Below are 22078 nucleotides of genomic sequence, written 5' to 3'. Positions count from 1 at the left end.
CAAGCAGTAATCCAAGTACATTAACTGCACCGGCAGCACATACTGTCAACACAACTGAAATTGTGAAAGATTATGGTTCAAATGTAACAGCAGCTGAAATTAACAATGCAGTTCATGTAGCAGAAAAACGCAATGCAACGATTAAAAATGGCACAGCAATGCCTACTAATTTAGCTGGTGGTAGCACAACGACGATTCCTGTTACAGTCACTTACAATGATGGCAGTACTGAAGAAGTACAAGAGTCCATTTTCACAAAAGCGGATAAACGTGAGTTAATCACAGCTAAAAATCATTTAGATGATCCAGTGAGTACAGATGGTAAAAAGCCAGGTACAATTACGCAGTACAATAATGCAATTCATAATGCGCAACAACAAATCAATACTGCGAAAACAGAAGCGCAACAAGTGATTAATAATGATCGTGCAACACCACAACAAGTGAACGCAGCATTATCTAAAGTTCAAGCTGCACAAACTAAGATAAATGAAGCTAAAGCATTACTTCAAAATAAAGAAGATAATAGCCAATTAGTAACATCTAAAAATAACTTACAAAGTTCTGTGAACCAAGTACCATCAACTACTGGTATGACGCAACAAAGTATTGATAACTATAATGCGAAGAAACGTGAAGCAGAATCTGAAATTACAGCAGCTCAACGTGTCATTGATAATGGTGACGCAACAGCACAACAAATTTCAGATGAAAAACATCATGTCGATAACGCATTAACAGCATTAAACCAAGCGAAACAAAATTTAACAGCAGATACACATGAATTAGAGCAAGCAGTGCAACAATTGAATCGTACAGGTACAACCACTGGTAAGAAACCAGCAAGTATTGCTGCCTACAATAATTCGATTCATGCACTTCAAAGTGACTTAACAAGTGCTAAAAATAGCGCTAATGCTATTATTCAAAAGCCAATTAGAACCGTACAAGAGGTACAATCTGCATTAACAAATGTAAATCGTGTAAACGAGCGTTTAACGCAAGCTATTAATCAATTAGTACCTTTAGCCGATAATAGTGCTTTAAGAACAGCTAAGACGAAACTTGATGAAGAAATCAATAAATCAGTAACAACTGATGGTATGACACAATCTTCAATCCAAGCATACGAAAGTGCTAAACGTGCGGGTCAAACAGAATCAACAAATGCACAAAATGTTATTAACAATGGTGACGCAACAGATCAACAAATTGCCGCAGAAAAAGCTAAAGTAGAAGAAAAATATAATAGCTTAAAACAAGCAATTGCTGGATTAACTCCAGACTTGGCACCATTACAAACTGCAAAAACTCAGTTGCAAAATGATATTGATCAGCCAACGAGTACGACTGGTATGACAAGCGCATCTGTTGCTTCATTTAATGACAAACTTTCAGCAGCTAGAACTAAAATTCAAGAAATTGATCGCGTACTAGCATCACATCCAGATGTTGCAACGATTCGTCAAAACGTGACAGCAGCGAATGCTACTAAATCAGCACTTGATCAAGCACGTAATGGCTTAACAGTCGATAAAGCGCCTTTAGAAAATGCGAAAAATCAACTACAACATAGTATTGATACGCAAACAAGTACAACTGGTATGACGCAAGACTCTGTAAATGCTTATAATGCGAAGTTAACGGCTGCACGTAATAAGATTCAACAAATCAATCAAGTATTAGCAGGTTCACCTACAGTAGATCAAATTAATACAAATACGTCTGTAGCAAACCAAGCTAAATCTGATTTGGATCATGCGCGTCAAGCGTTAACACCAGATAAAGCGCCGCTTCAAACTGCGAAAACGCAATTAGAACAAAGCATTAATCAACCAACGGATACAACAGGTATGACGACCGCTTCGTTAAATGCGTATAACCAAAAATTACAAGCAGCGCGTCAAAAGTTAGCTGAAATTAATCAAGTGTTAAATGGCAATCCAACGGTCCAAAATATCAATGATAAAGTGGCAGAGGCAAACCAAGCTAAGGATCAATTAAATACAGCACGTCAAGGTTTAACATTAGATAGACAGCCAGCGTTAACAACATTACATGGTGCATCTAACTTAAACCAAGCACAACAAAATAATTTCACGCAACAAATTAATGCTGCTCAAAATCATGCTGCACTTGAAACAATCAAGTCTAACATTACAGCTTTAAATAATGCGATGACGAAATTAAAAGAAAGTGTTGCGGATAATAATACAATCAAGTCAGGACAAAATTACACTGACGCAACACCAGCTAATAAACAAGCGTATGACAATGCAGTCAATGCAGCTAAAGGTGTCATTGGAGAAACGAATAATCCAACAATGGATGTTAATACAGTGAACCAAAAAGCAGAATCGGTGAAATCAACAAAAGGTGCTTTAGATGGTCAACAAAACTTACAACGTGCGAAAACAGAAGCAACAAATGCGATTACGCATGCAAGTGATTTAAACCAAGCACAAAAGAATGCATTAACACAACAAGTGAATAGTGCACAAAATGTACAAGCAGTAAATGATATTAAACAAACGACTCAAAGCTTAAATACTGCTATGACAGGTTTAAAACGTGGTGTTGCTAATCATAACCAAGTCGTACAAAGTGATAATTATGTCAACGCAGATACTAATAAGAAAAATGATTACAACAATGCATACAACCATGCGAATGACATTATTAACGGTAATGCACAACATCCAGTTATAACACCAAGTGATGTTAACAATGCCTTATCAAATGTCACAAGTAAAGAACATGCATTGAATGGTGAAGCTAAGTTAAATACTGCGAAACAAGAAGCGAACACTGCATTAGGTCAATTAAATAACTTGAATAATGCACAACGTCAAAACTTACAATCGCAAATTAATGGTGCGCATCAAATCGAGACAGTTAATACGATTAAGCAAAATGCAACAAACTTAAATAGTGCAATGGGTAACTTAAGACAAGCTGTTGCAGATAAAGAGCAAGTGAAACGTACAGAAGATTACGCAGATGCAGATTCAGCTAAACAAAATGCATATAACAGTGCAGTTTCAAGTGCTGAAACAATCATTAATCAAACAGCTAATCCAACGATGTCTGTTAATGATGTTAACAGTGCAACTTCAGCTGTTACTACTAATAAAAATGCATTAAATGGTGATGAAAAATTAGCACAATCTAAAACAGATGCTGCAAGAGCAATTGATGCATTACCACATTTAAATAATGCACAAAAAGCAGATGTTAAATCTAAAATTAATGCTGCATCAAATATTGCTGGCGTAAATACTGTTAAACAACAAGGTACAGATTTAAATACTGCGATGGGTAACTTGCAAGGTGCGATCAACGATGAACAAACGACGCTTAATAGTCAAAATTATCAAGATGCGACACCAAGTAAGAAAACAGCATACACAAATGCGGTACAAGCTGCGAAAGATATTTTAAACAAATCAAATGGTCAAAATAAAACGAAAGATCAAGTTACAGAAGCGATGAATCAAGTGAATTCTGCTAAAAATAACTTAGATGGTACGCGTTTATTAGATCAAGCGAAACAAGCAGCGAAACAACAGTTAAATAATATGACGCATTTAACACCTGCACAAAAAACGAATTTAACAAATCAAATTAACAGTGGTACGACTGTCGCTGGTGTTCATACGGTTCAATCAAATGCGAATACATTAGATCAAGCGATGAATACGTTGAGACAAAGTATTGCCAACAAAGATGCGACTAAAGCTAGTGAAGATTACGTAGACGCTAATCATGATAAGCAAACAGCATATAACAATGCAGTAGCTGCTGCTGAAACGATAATTAATGCGAATAGTAATCCGGAAATGAATCCAAGTACGATTACACAAAAAGCAGAGCAAGTGAATAGTTCTAAAACGGCACTTAACGGTGATGAAAACTTAGCTACGGCAAAACAAAATGCGAAAACGTACTTAAACACATTAACGAGTATTACAGATGCACAAAAGAACAATTTGATTAGTCAAATTACTAGTGCGACAAGAGTGAGTGGTGTTGATACTGTAAAACAAAATGCACAACATCTAGATCAAGCTATGGCTAACTTACAAAATGGTATTAACAACGAATCTCAAGTGAAATCATCTGAGAAATATCGTGATGCTGATACAAATAAACAACAAGAGTATGATAATGCTATTACTGCAGCGAAAGCGATTTTAAATAAACAACATGGTCCAAACACTGCGCAAAATGCAGTTGAAGCAGCATTACAACGTGTTAATAATGCGAAAGATGCATTGAATGGTGATGCAAAATTAATTGCAGCTCAAAACGCAGCGAAACAACATTTAGGTACTTTAACGCATATCACTACAGCACAACGTAATGATTTAACAAATCAAATTTCACAAGCTACAAACTTAGCAGGTGTTGAATCTGTTAAACAAAGTGCAAATAGTTTAGATGGCGCAATGGGTAACTTACAAACGGCTATCAACGATAAGTCAGGAACATTAGCGAGTCAAAACTTCTTGGATGCTGATGAGCAAAAACGTAATGCTTACAATCAAGCTGTATCAGCTGCCGAAACCATTTTAAATAAACAAACTGGACCGAATACAGCGAAAACAGCGGTTGAGCAAGCACTTAATAATGTTAATAGTGCGAAACATGCATTAAACGGTACGCAAAACTTAAATAATGCGAAACAAGCAGCGATTACAGCAATCAATGGCGCATCTGATTTAAATCAACATCAAAAAGATACATTAAAAGCACAAGCTAATGGTGCTCAACGCGTATCTAATGCACAAGATGTACAACGTAATACGACTGAACTGAACACGGCAATGGGTCAATTAAAACATGCCATCGCAGATAAGACGACTACGTTAGCAAGCAGTAAATATGTTAACGCCGATAGCAATAAACAAAATGCTTACACAACTAAAGTTACCAATGCTGAACATATTATTAGCGGTACGCCAACGGTTGTTACGACACCTTCAGAAGTAACAGCTGCAGCTAATCAAGTAAACAGCGCGAAACAAGAATTAAATGGTGACGAAAGATTACGTGAAGCAAAACAAAACGCCAATACTGCTATTGATGGATTAACACAATTAAATACACCTCAAAAAGCTAAATTAAAAGAACAAGTGGGACAAGCCAATAGATTAGAAGATGTACAAACTGTTCAAACAAATGGACAAGCATTGAACAATGCAATGAAAGGCTTAAGAGATAGTATTGCTAATGAAACAACAGTCAAAGCAAGTCAAAACTATACAGACGCAAGTCCGAATAACCAATCAACATACAATAGCGCGGTGTCAAATGCGAAAGGTATCATTAATCAAACTAACAATCCGACTATGGATACTAGTGCGATTACCCAAGCTACAACACAAGTGAATAATGCTAAAAATGGTTTAAACGGTGCTGAAAACTTAAGAAATGCTCAAAACACTGCTAAGCAAAACTTAAATACATTATCACACTTAACAAATAACCAAAAATCTGCAATCTCAACACAAATTGATCGCGCAGGTCATGTGAGTGAGGTAACAGCTGCTAAAAATGCAGCAACTGAGTTAAATACGCAAATGGGCAACTTGGAACAAGCTATCCATGATCAAAACACAGTTAAACAAGGTGTTAACTTCACTGATGCAGATAAAGCCAAACGTGATGCGTATACAAATGCGGTAAGCAGAGCAGAAACAATTCTGAATAAAACGCAAGGTGCAAATACGTCTAAACAAGATGTTGAAGCGGCTATTCAAAATGTTTCAAGTGCTAAAAATGCATTGAATGGTGATCAAAACGTTACAAATGCGAAGAATGCAGCTAAAAATGCATTAAATAACTTAACGTCAATTAATAATGCACAAAAAGGTGACTTAACAACTAAAATTGATCAAGCAACAACTGTATCTGGTGTTGAAGCGGTTTCTAATACAGGTACGCAATTGAATACAGCGATGGCTAACTTGCAAAATGGTATTAATGATAAAACAAATACACTAGCAAGTGAAAACTATCATGACGCTGATTCAGATAAGAAAACTGCTTATACTCAAGCCGTTACGAATGCTGAAAATATTTTAAATAAAAATAACGGATCAAATTTAGACAAAGCTGCCGTTGAAAGCGCGTTGTCACAAGTAACAAATGCGAAAGGTGCTCTAAATGGTAACCATAATTTAGAGCAAGCTAAATCAAATGCAAACACTACTATAAACGGACTTCAACATTTAACAACTGCACAAAAAGATAAATTGAAACAACAAGTGCAACAAGCACAAAATGTTGCAGGTGTAGATACTGTTAAATCAAGTGCCAACACATTAAATGGAGCTATGGGTACGTTAAGAAATAGCATTCAAGATAACGCAGCTACGAAAAATGGCCAAAACTATCTTGATGCTACAGAAAGTAACAAAACAAACTATAACAATGCTGTTGATAGTGCTAATGGTGTCATAAATGCAACAAGCAATCCAAATATGGATGCTCATGCAATTAACCAAATCGCTACACAAGTGACATCAACGAAAAATGCATTAGATGGTACACATAATTTAACGCAAGCGAAACAAACAGCAACAAATGCCATTGATGGTGCAACGAACTTAAATAAAGCGCAAAAAGATGCGTTAAAAGCACAAGTGACAAGTGCGCAACGTGTTGCAAATGTAACAAGTATCCAACAAACTGCAAATGAACTTAATACAGCTATGGGTCAATTACAACATGGTATTGATGATGAAAATACAACAAAACAAACTCAAAAATATCGTGACGCTGAACAAAGTAAGAAAACTGCTTATGATCAAGCTGTAGCTGCAGCGAAAGCAATTTTAAATAAACAAACTGGTTCAAATTCAGATAAAGCAGCAGTTGACCGTGCATTACAACAAGTAACAAGTACGAAAGATGCATTGAATGGTGATGCTAAACTGTCAGAAGCGAAAGCGGCAGCTAAACAAAACTTAGGTACTTTAAACCATATTACAAATGCACAACGTACTGCGTTAGAAGGTCAAATCAATCAAGCGACGACTGTTGATGGCGTTAATACTGTGAAAACAAATGCCAATACATTAGACGGCGCAATGAATAGCTTGCAAGGTTCAATCAATGATAAAGATGCTACATTAAGAAATCAAAATTATCTTGATGCGGATGAATCAAAACGAAATGCATATACTCAAGCTGTCACAGCAGCTGAAGGCATTTTAAATAAACAAACTGGTGGTAACACATCTAAAGCAGACGTTGATAATGCATTAAATGCAGTTACAAGAGCGAAAGCGGCTTTAAATGGTGCTGAAAACTTAAGAAATACGAAAACTTCAGCAACAAATACGATTAATGGGTTACCAAACTTAACACAATTACAAAAAGACAACTTGAAGCATCAAGTTGAACAAGCGCAAAATGTAGCAGGTGTAAATGGTGTTAAAGATAAAGGTAATACGTTAAATACTGCCATGGGTGCATTACGTACAAGTATCCAAAATGATAATACGACGAAAACAAGTCAAAATTATCTTGATGCATCTGATAGCAACAAAAATAATTACAATACTGCTGTAAATAATGCAAATGGTGTTATTAATGCAACGAACACGCCAAATATGGATGCTAATGCGATTAATGGCATGGCAAATCAAGTCAATACAACAAAAGCAGCGTTAAATGGTGCACAAAACTTAGCTCAAGCTAAAACAAATGCGACGAACACAATTAACAACGCACATGACTTAAACCAAAAACAAAAAGATGCATTAAAAACACAAGTTAACAATGCACAACGTGTATCTGATGCGAATAACGTTCAACATACTGCAACTGAATTGAACGGCGCGATGACAGCACTTAAAGCAGCTATTGCTGATAAAGAAAGAACAAAAGCAAGCGGTAATTATGTCAATGCTGATCAAGAAAAACGTCAAGCGTATGATTCAAAAGTGACGAACGCTGAAAATATCATTAATGGTACACCGAATGCGACATTAACAGTCAATGACGTAAATAGTGTGACTTCACAAGTAAATGCGGCTAAAACAGCATTAAATGGTGATAACAACTTACGTGTAGCGAAAGCGCATGCTAACAATACAATTGACGGCTTAGCACAATTGAATAATGCACAAAAAGCAAAATTAAAAGAACAAGTTCAAAGTGCAACTACATTAGATGGTGTTCAAACTGTTAAAAATAGTTCTCAAACGTTGAATACAGCGATGAAAGGCTTAAGAGATAGTATTGCGAATGAAGCAACAATTAAAGCAGGTCAAAACTACACTGACGCAAGTCCAAATAATCGTAACGAGTACGACAGCGCAGTTACTGCCGCAAAAGCAATCATTAATCAAACATCGAATCCAACGATGGAACCAAATACTATTACGCAAGCAACATCACAAGTGACAACTAAAGAACATGCATTAAATGGTGCGCAAAACTTAGCTCAAGCTAAGACAACAGCGAAAAATAACTTGAATAACTTAACATCAATTAACAATGCACAAAAAGATGCGTTAACACATAGCATTGATGGTGCAACAACAGTAGCTGGTGTAAATCAAGAAACTGCAAAAGCAACAGAATTAAATAACGCAATGCGTAGTTTACAAAACGGTATCAATGATGAAACACAAACAAAACAAACTCAGAAATACCTAGATGCAGAGCCAAGTAAAAAATCAGCTTATGATCAAGCTGTAAATGCAGCGAAAGCAATTTTAACAAAAGCTAGTGGTCAAAATGTAGACAAAGCAGCAGTTGAACAAGCATTACAAAATGTGAACAGTACGAAGACGGCGTTGAACGGTGATGCGAAATTAAATGAAGCGAAAGCCGCTGCGAAACAAACGTTAGGTACATTAACACACATTAATAATGCACAACGTACAGCGTTAGATAATGAAATTACACAAGCAACAAATGTTGAAGGTGTTAATACAGTTAAAGCCAAAGCACAACAATTAGATGGTGCTATGGGTCAATTAGAAACATCAATTCGTGATAAAGACACGACGTTACAAAGTCAAAATTATCAAGATGCTGATGATGCTAAACGAACTGCTTATTCTCAAGCAGTAAATGCAGCAGCAACTATTTTAAATAAAACAGCTGGCGGAAATACACCTAAAGCAGATGTCGAAAGAGCAATGCAAGCTGTTACGCAAGCAAATACTGCATTAAACGGTATTCAAAACTTAGAACGTGCAAAACAGGCTGCTAACACAGCGATTACAAATGCTTCGGACTTAAATACGAAACAAAAAGAAGCATTAAAAGCACAAGTGACAAGCGCAGGTCGCGTATCTGCAGCAAATGGTGTTGAACATACTGCGACTGAATTAAATAATGCGATGACAGCTTTAAAACGTGCCATTGCTGATAAAGCTGAGACAAAAGCCAGTGGTAACTATGTCAATGCTGATGCGAATAAACGTCAAGCATATGATGAAAAAGTGACAGCTGCAGAAAACATCATTAGTGGTACACCAACGCCAACGTTAACACCATCAGATGTTACAAATGCAGCAACACAAGTAACGAATGCGAAGACGCAGTTAAACGGTAATCATAATTTAGAAGTAGCGAAACAAAATGCTAACACAGCAATTGATGGTTTAACTTCTTTAAATGGTCCGCAAAAAGCAAAACTTAAAGAACAAGTGGGTCAAGCGACGACGTTGCCAAATGTTCAAACTGTTCGTGATAATGCACAAACATTAAACACTGCAATGAAAGGTCTACGAGATAGCATTGCGAATGAAGCAACGATTAAAGCAGGTCAAAACTACACTGATGCAAGTCAAAACAAACAAACTGACTACAACAATGCAGTTTCTGCAGCAAAAGCAATCATTGGTCAAACATCAAGTCCAACAATGGATGCGCAAGAAATCAATCAAGCGAAAGACCAAGTGACAGCTAAACAACAAGCTTTAAATGGTCAAGAAAACTTAAGAACTGCGCAAACAAATGCGAAGCAACATTTGAATGGCTTAAGTGACTTAACTGATGCTCAAAAAGAAGCAGCGAAACGTCAAATCGAGGGTGCAACGCATGTTAATGAAGTAACACAAGCACAAAATAATGCGGATGCATTAAATACAGCTATGACGAACTTGAAAAATGGTATTCAAGATCAAAATACGATTAAGCAAGGTGTTAACTTCACTGATGCAGATGAAGTGAAACGTAATGCATATACAAATGCAGTGACGCAAGCTGAACAAATTTTAAATAAAGCACAAGGTCCAAATACTGCAAAAGACGGTGTCGAAACTGCGTTACAAAATGTACAACGTGCTAAAAATGAATTGAATGGTAATCAAAATGTTGCGAATGCTAAGACAAATGCGAAAAATGCATTGAATAACCTTACATCAATCAACAACGCACAAAAAGATGCATTGAAATCACAAATTGAAGGTGCGACAACAGTTGCAGGTGTAAATCAAGTGTCTACATCGGCATCTGAATTAAATACTGCAATGAGCAACTTACAAAGTGGTATTAATGATGAAACAGCTACTAAAGCAGCTCAGAAATATACTGATGCAGATAGAGAAAAACAAGCTGCATACAATGATGCTGTATCAGCAGCTAAAACTTTATTAAATAAAACAGCTGGCGCAAATGACAATAAAGCAGCAGTTGAACAAGCTTTACAACGTGTAAATACTGCTAAATCAGCATTAAATGGTGACGCGCGATTAAATGAAGCGAAGAATACAGCTAAACAACAATTAGCGACAATGTCACATTTAACTGATGCTCAAAAATCAAACTTAACATCGCAAATCGAAAGCGGTACAACAGTATCTGGTGTTCAAGGTATTCAAGCAAATGCTGGTACTTTAAATGAAGCAATGAATCAATTAAGACAAAGTATTGCATCTAAAGATGCGACTAAATCAAGCGAAGATTATCAAGACGCGAATGCAGATTTACAAAATGCATACAACCGTGCAGTATCTGATGCTGAGGGTATTATTAGTGCAACGAATAATCCTGAAATGAATCCAGATACGATTAATCAAAAAGCGAGCCAAGTGAACAGTGCGAAGTCAGCATTGAACGGTGATGAAAAATTAGCAGCCGCAAAACAAACTGCGAAAACAGAAATCGGTCGTTTATCAGACTTAAACAACGCACAACAAACTTCTGCAAATGCTGAAGTGGATCAAGCACCAAATCTTGCAGCTGTCACAGCGGCTAAAAATAAAGCAACATCGTTAAATACAGCGATGGGTAATTTGAAACATGCACTTGCTGAAAAAGATACTACGAAACGTAGTGTCAATTACACTGACGCAGATCATCCGAAACAACAAGCGTATGACACTGCAGTTACACAAGCAGAAGGAATTACCAATGCTAATGGCAGCAACGCCGACGAAGCGCAAGTTCAAACAGCGCTTAACCAATTGAATCAAGCTAAAAACAACTTGAACGGTGATAATAAAGTTGCAAAAGCTAAAGAAGCAGCGAAACGTGCTTTAGCTTCATATAGTAACTTGAATAACGCGCAATCAACTGCAGCAACAAGTCAAATTGACAATGCAACGACAGTAGCAGGCGTAACTGCGGCACAAAATACTGCTAATGAATTAAATACAGCAATGGGTCAACTTCAAAATGGTATTAATGACCAAAACACTGTTAAACAACAAGTGAACTTTACAGATGCTGACCAAGGTAAGAAAGATGCTTACACAAATGCTGTTACGAATGCTCAAGGTATTTTAGATAAAGCACACGGTCAAAATATGACGAAAGCACAAGTTGAAGCGGCATTAAATCAAGTAACGAATGCTAAAAATGCTTTAAACGGTGACGCAAATGTAAGACAAGCAAAATCAGATGCGAAAGCAAACTTAGGTACATTAACACACTTAAATAATGCACAAAAACAAGATTTAACATCACAAATTGAAGACGCAACAACAGTCAACGGTGTAAATGGTGTTAAAACGAAAGCACAAGACTTAGATGGTGCAATGCAACGATTACAATCAGCTATAGCAAATAAAGATCAAACTAAAGCGAACGAAAATTACATCGACGCAGATCCAACTAAGAAAACAGCATTTGATAATGCCATCACACAAGCTGAATCTTACTTAAATAAAGATCATGGTGCGAATAAAGATAAGCAAGCTGTTGAACAGACAATTCAAAGTGTAACGTCTACTGAAAATGCTTTGAACGGTGACGCGAACTTACAACGCGCTAAAACTGAAGCTACACAAGCTATCGATAACTTGACACATTTGAATACACCACAAAAAACAGCATTAAAACAACAAGTGAATGCTGCGCAACGTGTATCAGGTGTAACTGATCTGAAAAATAGTGCTACATCACTTAATAGTGCGATGGATCAATTAAAACAAGCAATTGCTGATCATGACACAATTGTTGCTGGTGGTAATTACACTAACGCAAGTCCTGATAAGCAAGGTGCTTATACTGATGCATATAATGCTGCGAAGAATATCGTAAATGGTTCACCTAATGTGATTACAAATGCAGCAGATGTTACAGCAGCAACACAACGTGTGAATAATGCTGAAACAGGTTTAAACGGTGATACAAACTTAGCAACTGCGAAGCAACAAGCTAAAGATGCATTACGTCAAATGACACATTTATCTGATGCACAAAAACAAAGTATTACTGGTCAAATTGATAGCGCGACACAAGTAACTGGCGTTCAAAGTGTGAAAGACAACGCGACAAATCTTGATAATGCAATGAATCAACTTCGAAATAGTATTGCGAATAAAGATGAAGTAAAAGCGAGTCAACCATATGTTGATGCAGCTAATCAAGTGAGCACTAACAAAACTGCGCTTAATGGTGCACAAAACTTAGAGAATAAAAAGCAAGAAACGACTGCTAACATCAACCAATTAAGTCATTTAAATAATGCTCAAAAGCAAGATTTAAATACGCAAGTGACAAATGCACCAAATATTAACACAGTAAATCAAGTGAAAACTAAAGCTGAACAATTAGATCAAGCAATGGAACGTTTAATCAACGGAATCCAAGACAAAGATCAAGTGAAACAAAGTGTTAACTTTACAGATGCAGATCCAGAAAAACAAACAGCATACAACAATGCGGTAACTGCTGCTGAAAATATTATTAATCAAGCAAATGGTACTAATGCGAACCAATCACAAGTTGAAGCAGCACTTTCAACTGTAACAACTACGAAACAAGCGTTGAATGGTGATAGAAAAGTAACAGATGCTAAAAACAATGCAAACCAAACATTATCTACGTTAGATAACTTAAACAATGCACAAAAAGGTGCTGTTACTGGAAACATCAATCAAGCGCACACTGTAGCTGAAGTAACGCAAGCCATTCAAACAGCTCAGGAACTAAATACAGCGATGGGTAACTTGAAAGATAGCTTGAATGATAAAGACACTACACTTGGTAGTCAAAACTTTGCTGATGCAGATCCAGAGAAGAAAAATGCATACAATGAAGCGATTCGAAATGCTGAAAAGATTTTAAATAAATCTACAGGTACAAACGTGCCTAAAGATCAAGTTGAGGCAGCAATGAATCAAGTGAATACAACGAAAGCAGCGCTTAATGGTTCTCAAAACCTTGAAAAAGCTAAACAACACGCAAATACAGCAATTGACGGTTTAAGCCATTTAACAAATGCACAAAAAGAGGCATTAAAACAATTGGTACAACAATCGACTACTGTTGCAGAAGCACAAGGTAATGAACAAAAAGCAAACAATGTTGATGCAGCAATGGACAAATTACGTCAAAGTATTTCAGATAATGCGACAACAAAACAAAATCAAAATTATACTGATTCAAGTCCGAATAAAAAGGATGCGTACAATAATGCTGTCACAACTGCACAAGGTATTATTGATCAAACTACAAGTCCAACTTTAGATCCGACTGTTATCAATCAAGCTGCTGGACAAGTAAGCACAACTAAAAATGCATTAAATGGTAATGAAAACCTAGAGGCAGCGAAACAACAAGCGACACAATCATTAGGTTCATTAGACAACTTAAATAATGCTCAAAAACAAGCAGTTACTGATCAAATTAATGGCGCGCATACTGTTGATGAAGCAAATCAAATTAAACAAAATGCGCAAAACTTAAATACAGCGATGGGTAACTTGAAACAAGCGATAGCTGATAAAAATGATACCAAAGCAACAGTTAACTTCACTGATGCAGATCAAGCAAAACAACAAGCATATAACACTGCTGTTACAAATGCTGAAAATATCATTTCAAAAGCTAATGGTGGTAATGCAACACAAACTGAAGTTGAACAAGCAATACAACAAGTTAATGCTGCAAAACAAGCTTTAAATGGTAATGCCAACGTTCAACATGCGAAAGATGAAGCAACAGCATTAATTAATAGCTCTAATGACCTTAACCAAGCACAAAAAGACGCATTAAAACAACAAGTTCAAAATGCAACTACTGTAGCTGGTGTAAACAATGTTAAACAAACAGCGCAAGAGTTAAACAATGCGATGACACAATTAAAACAAGGCATTGCAGATAAAGAGCAAACTAAAGCTGATGGTAACTTTGTCAATGCAGATCCTGATAAGCAAAATGCATATAAACAAGCAGTTGCGAAAGCTGAAGCATTAATTAGTGGTACGCCTGATGTTGTCGTTACACCTAGCGAAATTACTGCAGCGTTAAATAAAGTTACGCAAGCTAAAAATGATTTAAATGGTAATACGAACTTAGCAAAGGCGAAACAAAATGTTCAACATGCTATTGATCAATTGCCAAACTTGAATCAAGCGCAACGTGATGAATACAACAAACAAATCACGCAAGCAACACTTGTACCAAACGTCAATGCTATTCAACAAGCGGCAACTACGCTTAATGATGCGATGACACAATTGAAACAAGGTATTGCGAATAAAGCACAAATTAAAGGTAGCGAGAACTATCACGATGCTGATACTGACAAGCAAACAGCATATGATAATGCAGTAACTAAAGCAGAAGAATTGTTGAAACAAACAACAAATCCAACAATGGATCCAAATACAATTCAACAAGCATTAACTAAAGTGAATGATACAAATCAAGCACTTAACGGTAATCAAAAATTAGCTGATGCCAAACAAGCTGCTAAGACAAATCTTGGTACATTAGATCATTTAAATGATGCGCAAAAACAAGCGTTAACAACTCAAGTTGAACAAGCACCAGATATTGCAACAGTTAATAATGTTAAGCAAAATGCTCAAAATCTGAATAATGCAATGACTAACTTAAGTAATGCATTACAAGATAAAACTGAGACATTAAATAGCATTAACTTTACTGATGCAGATAAAGCTAAGAAAGATGCTTATACTAATGCGGTTGCACATGCAGAAGACATTTTATCTAAAGCAAATGGCAGCAATGCAAGTCAAACTGAAGTGGAACAAGCGATGCAACGTGTGAACGAAGCGAAACAAGCATTGAATGGTAGTGACAATGTACAACGTGCAAAAGATGCAGCGAAACAAGTTATTACTAATGCGAATGATTTAAATCAAGCGCAAAAAGATGCATTAAAACAACAAGTCGATGCTGCGCAAACTGTTGCAAATGTAAACACAATTAAGCAAACAGCACAAGATTTAAATCAAGCAATGACACAATTGAAACAAGGTATTGCAGATAAAGATCAAACTAAAGCAAATGGTAACTTTGTCAATGCTGATACTGATAAGCAAAATGCTTACAACAATGCGGTAGCACATGCTGAACAAATTATTAGTGGTACACCAAATGCAAACGTGGATCCACAACAAGTGGCTCAAGCGTTACAACAAGTGACTCAAGCTAAGGGTGATTTAAACGGTAACCATAACTTACAAGTTGCTAAAGACAATGCGAATACTGCCATTGATCAGTTACCAAACTTAAATCAACCACAAAAAACAGCATTAAAAGACCAAGTGTCACATGCAGAACTTGTTACAGGTGTTAATGCTATTAAGCAAAATGCTGATGCATTAAATAATGCAATGGGTACGTTGAAACAACAAATTCAAGCGAATAGTCAAGTACCACAATCAGTTGACTTTACACAAGCGGATCAAGACAAACAACAAGCATATAACAATGCAACTAACCAAGCGCAACAAATCGCAAATGGCACACCAACACCTGTATTGACGCCTGATACAGTAACACAAGCAGTTACAACTATGAATCAAGCGAAAGATGCATTAAACGGTGATGAAAAATTAGCGCATGCGAAACAAGATGCAATAGCAAATCTTGATACGTTACGTGACTTAAATCAACCACAACGTGATGCGTTACGTAATCAAATCAACCAAGCACAAGCGTTAGCTACAGTTGAACAAACTAAACAAAATGCACAAAATGTGAATACAGCAATGGGTAACTTGAAACAAGGTATTGCAAATAAAGATACCGTCAAAGCAAGTGAAAACTATCATGATGCTGATGCCGATAAGCAAACAGCATATACAAATGCAGTGTCTCAAGCGGAAGGTATTATCAATCAAACGACAAATCCAACGCTTAACCCAGATGATATTACTCGTGCATTAACTCAAGTGACTGATGCTAAAAATGGCTTAAACGGTGAAGCTAAATTGGCAACTGAAAAGCAAAATGCTAAAGATGCTGTCAACGCAATGACACATTTAAACGATGCTCAAAAACAAGCATTAAAAGGTCAAATCGATCAATCGGCTGAAATTGCAACAGTAACTCAAGTTAAACAAACAGCAACGAGCCTAGATCAAGCAATGAATCAATTATCACAAGCTATTAATGATAAGACTCAAACATTAACGGATGGTAATTATTTAAATGCAGATCCTGACAAACAAAATGCGTATAAACAGGCCGTAGCAAAAGCTGAAGCATTATTGAATAAACAAAGTGGTACTAATGAAGTACAAGCACAAGTTGAAAGCATCACTAATGAAGTGAACGCAGCGAAACAAGCATTAAATGGTAATGATAATTTAGCGAATGCTAAGCAACAAGCGAAACAACAACTGGTGAATCTAACACACTTAAATGATGCACAAAAACAATCAGTTGAAAGTCAAATTACACAAGCGTCACTTGTTACAGATGTCACTACAATTAATCAAAAAGCGCAAGCGTTAGATCATGCGATGGAATTATTAAGAAATAGTATTGCAGATAATCAAGCGACATTAGCATCTGAAGATTATCATGATGCAACTGCGCAAAGACAAAATGACTATAATCAAGCTGTAACAGCTGCTAATAATATCATTAATCAAACAACATCACCTACGATGAATCCAGATGATGTTAATCGTGCAACAACTCAAGTAAATAACACGAAAGTTGCATTAGATGGTGATGAAAATCTTGTAGCAGCTAAACAACAAGCGAACAATAGACTTGATCAATTAGATCATTTAAATAATGCGCAAAAGCAACAGTTACAATCACAAATTGCGCGATCATCTGATATTGCTGCAGTTAATGGTCACAAACAAACAGCAGAATCTTTAAATACAGCAATGGGTAACTTAATTAATGCGATTGCAGATCATCAAGTCGTTGAACAACGTGGTAACTTCGTCAATGCTGATACTGATAAACAAACTGCTTATACTACAGCGGTAAATGAAGCAGAAGCAATGATTAACAAACAAACCGGTCAAAATGCGAACCAAACAGAAGTAGAACAAGCTATTACTAAAGTTCAAACAACACTTCAAGCCTTAAATGGAGATCATAATTTACAAGTTGCTAAAACAAATGCGACGCAAGCAATTGATGCTTTAACAAGCTTAAATGATCCTCAAAAAACAGCATTAAAAGACCAAGTTACTGCTGCAACTTTAGTAACTGCAGTTCATCAAATTGAACAAAATGCGAATACGCTTAACCAAGCAATGCATGGCTTAAGAGAAAGTATTCAAGATAACGCAGCAACTAAAGCAAATAGCAAATATATCAACGAAGATCAACCAGAACAACAAAACTACGATCAAGCAGTGCAAGCCGCAAATAATATTATCAATGAACAAACAGCAACATTAGATAATAATGCAATTAATCAAGCAGCGACAACTGTGAATACAACGAAAGCAGCATTACATGGTGATGTGAAATTACAAAATGATAAAGATCGTGCGAAACAAACGGTTAGTCAATTAGCACATTTAAATAATGCACAAAAACATATGGAAGATACGTTAATTGACAGTGAAACAACTAGAACAGCCGTTAACCATGATTTGGCTGAAGCACAAGCGTTAGATCAACTTATGGATGCATTACAACAAAGTATTGCTGACAAAGATGCAACACGTGCGAGCAGTGCCTATGTCAATGCTGAACCGAATAAAAAACAAGCATTTGATGAAGCAGTTCAAAATGCTGAGTCTATCATTGCAGGATTAAATAATCCAACTATCAATAAAGGTAATGTAACAAGTGCGACACAAGCAGTAACATCATCTAAAAATGCATTAGACGGTGTTGAACGATTAGCGCAAGATAAGCAAACAGCTGGAAATTCTCTGAATCATTTAGATCAATTAACACCAGCACAACAACAAGCACTAGAAAATCAAATTAATAATGCAACAACTCGTGATAAAGTGGCTGAAATCATTGCACAAGCGCAAGCATTAAATGAAGCGATGAAAGCATTAAAAGAAAGTATTAAAGATCAACCACAAACTGAAGCAAGTAGTAAATTTATTAATGAAGATCAAGCACAAAAAGATGCTTATACGCAAGCTGTACAACACGCGAAAGATTTGATTAACAAAACAACTGATCCTACATTAGCTAAATCAATCATTGATCAAGCGACACAGGCAGTGACTGATGCTAAAAACAATTTACATGGTGATCAAAAATTAGCTCAAGATAAGCAACGTGCAACAGAAACGTTAAATAACTTGTCTAACTTGAATACACCACAACGTCAAGCACTAGAAAATCAAATCAATAATGCAGCAACTCGTGGCGAAGTAGCACAAAAATTAACTGAGGCACAAGCACTTAACCAAGCAATGGAAGCATTACGTAATAGCATTCAAGATCAACAGCAAACAGAAGCGGGTAGCAAGTTTATCAATGAAGATAAGCCACAAAAGGATGCATACCAAGCAGCAGTACAACATGCCAAAGATTTGATTAATCAAACTAGCAATCCAACGCTTGATAAAGCACAAGTTGAACAATTGACACAAGCTGTTAACCAAGCTAAAGATAACTTACATGGTGATCAAAAACTTGCAGACGATAAACAACATGCGGTTACTGATTTAAATCAATTAAATGGTTTGAACAATCCGCAACGTCAAGCACTTGAAAGTCAAATAAACAACGCAGCAACTCGTGATGAAGTAGCACAAAAATTAGCTGAAGCAAAAGCACTTGATCAAGCAATGCAAGCATTACGTAATAGTATTCAAGATCAACAACAAACAGAATCTGGTAGCAAGTTTATCAATGAAGATAAGCCACAAAAGGATGCATACCAAGCAGCAGTACAACATGCCAAAGATTTAATTAACCAAACAGGTAATCCAACACTCGACAAATCACAAGTGGAACAATTAACACAAGCAGTAACAACTGCAAAAGATAACCTACATGGTGATCAAAAACTTGCTCGTGATCAACAACAAGCAGTAACGACTGTTAACGCATTACCAAACTTAAATCATGCGCAACAACAAGCATTAACTGATGCTATAAATGCAGCGCCTACAAGAACTGAGGTTGCACAACATGTTCAAACGGCTACTGAACTTGACCACGCGATGGAAACATTGAAAAATAAAGTTGATCAAGTGAATGTAGATAAAGTACAACCAAATTACACTGAAGCATCAACCGATAAAAAAGAAGCAGTGGATCAAGCGTTACAAGCTGCACAAAGCATTACAGATCCTAATAATGGTTCAAATGCAAATAAAGATGCTGTAGAACAAGCGTTAACGAAGCTTCAAGAAAAAGAAAATGAGCTAAATGGTAATGAGAGAGTCGCAGAAGCTAAAACACAAGCGAAACAAACTATTGACCAATTAACACATTTAAATGCTGATCAAATTGCTAGTGCGAAACAAAACATTGATCAAGCGACGAAACTTCAACCAATCGCTGAGTTAGTAGATCAAGCAACACAATTGAACCAATCAATGGATCAATTACAACAAGCGGTCAATGATCATACAAACGTTGAACAAACAGTTGATTACACGCAAGCAGATTCAGATAAGCAAAAGGCTTATAAACAAGCGATTGCTGATGCTGAAAATGTATTAAAACAAAATGCGAATAAACAACAAGTAGATCAAGCACTTCAAAACATTTTAAATGCAAAACAAGCATTAACTGGTGATGAACGTGTAGCACTTGCTAAAACAAATGGTAAACATGACATTGACCAATTAAATGCATTAAACAATGCTCAACAAGATGGATTTAAAGGTCGCATCGATCAATCAGACGATTTAAATCAAATCCAACAAATTGTAGATGAGGCTAAGGCGCTAAATCGTGCAATGAATCAATTGTCTCAAGAAATCACTGGCAATGAAGGACGTACGAAAGGTAGTACGAACTATGTCAATGCAGATACACAAGTCAAACGCGTGTACGATGAAGCAGTTGATAAAGCGAAGGAAGCACTAAATAAAGCGACAGGTCAAAACTTAACTGCTGAAGAAGTTATCAAATTGAACGATGCGGTAACGGCAGCGAAACAGGCATTAAATGGTGAAGAAAGACTTAATAATCGTAAGTCTGAAGCATTACAAAGATTGGATCAATTAACACATCTAAACAATGCTCAAAGACAATTAGCAATTCAACAAATTAATAATGCTGAAACGCTAAATAAAGCATCTCGAGCAATTAATAGAGCTGTTCAATTAGATGATGCAATGGGTGCAGTACAACAGTATATTGATGAACATCATCTTGATGTCATTAGCAGTACAAATTACATCAATGCAGACGATAACTTGAAAGCAAATTATGACAATGCCATTACAAATGCAACACACGAGTTAGATAAAGTTCAAGGTAGTGCAATCGCGAAAGCTGAGGCAGAACAATTAAAACAACATATTATCGATGCTCAAAAAGCCTTAAATGGTGATCAAAATCTTGCAAAAGATAAAGCTAATGCATTTGTTGATACATTAAATGGTTTAAATCAACAACAACAAGATCTTGCACATCAAGCAATTAATAATGCCGATACTGTAACAGGTATAGCGAATATTATTAATGATCAAATCGACTTGAATAACGCGATGGAAACATTGAAACATTTAGTTGACAATGAAATTCCAACTGCAGAACAAACTGTCAATTACCAAAATGCTGACGATGTTGCTAAATCAAACTTTGATGATGCAAAACGTCTGGCAAATACATTAATTAATAGTGATCACACAAATGTGAATGATATCAACGGCGCAATTCAAACAGTCAAAGATGCAATCCAAAATCTTAACGGTGAGCAACGTCTACAAGAAGCTAAGGACAAAGCAATTCAAAATGTTAACAAAGTCTTAGCAGATAAATTGAAAGAAATCGAAGCTTCAAATGCGACGGATCAAGACAAGCTTATTGCGAAAAATAAAGCAGAAGCATTGGCAAACAGCATCATTAACAACATTAATAAAGCAACAAGCAATCAGGATGTATCTCAAGTTCAAACAGCTGGTAACCATGCGATTGAACAAGTGCATGCCAATGAAATACCGAAAGCTAAAATTGATGCAAATAAAGATGTTGATAAACAAGTTCAAGCATTAATTGACGAAATTGATCGAAATCCAAATCTAACAGATAAGGAAAAACAAGCACTTAAAGATCGAATAAATCAAATCTTGCAACAAGGTCATAACGGCATTAACAATGCGATGACTAAAGAAGAAATTGAACAAGCCAAAGCACAACTTGCACAAGCATTACAAGAAATTAAAGATATAGTGAAAGCTAAAGAAAATGCGAAACAAGATGTTGATAAACAAGTTCAAGCATTAATTGA

General features: G+C 36.2%; 1 protein-coding gene (cut by a window edge). It reads left to right on the top strand.

The window, feature by feature from the left end; translation table 11 throughout:
- Positions 1–22078: part of a hyperosmolarity resistance protein Ebh coding region (gene ebh, locus HMPREF2658_RS04560; RefSeq protein ID WP_070854222.1), annotated on the top strand (this coding region is incomplete at its 3' end). The annotated region extends 7282 nt beyond the left edge of the window; the window shows 22078 of its 29360 annotated nt.

Source organism: Staphylococcus sp. HMSC062H10, assembly GCF_001836945.1.
GTDB lineage: Bacteria > Bacillota > Bacilli > Staphylococcales > Staphylococcaceae > Staphylococcus > Staphylococcus aureus.
Note: the sequence above shows the minus strand (reverse complement) of the source record. Positions and strands in the feature narration are given on the sequence as shown.